The organism is Flavobacterium xizangense (assembly GCF_054075145.1).
This window is the reverse complement of the sequence record NZ_JBSIPG010000353.1, coordinates 1-231: the sequence shown is the minus strand read 5'-3', so window position 1 is coordinate 231 and position 231 is coordinate 1. Positions and strand designations below refer to the sequence as shown.

The following is a 231-nucleotide window of genomic DNA, read 5'->3' as shown; positions in this document are numbered from 1 at the left end:
ATCATGAATTTTAAGTTTCTCAATAAGTATTTCCATTTTACAAAACAGCAGCGAGTAGGCATTTTTATGCTTTTTGTTCTAATAATCGGTTTACAGCTGTTTTATTTATTCGCTGATTTTAATATTTCAGAAACCAGTAACGTAGAAAAAGAGCAGTGGCTAGCGCTGCAATCAGAAATCGATCAGGAGAAATTAAGCCTTACAAGCGCAAAGCCGGTGGTTTATCTTTTC

At 34.6% G+C, this 231-nt stretch carries 1 pseudogene; it reads left to right on the top strand.

What is annotated here, in order from left to right:
• Nucleotides 1-231 (top strand): annotated as a pseudogene (locus ACWA1B_RS23740) (helix-hairpin-helix domain-containing protein); the annotation flags it as partial.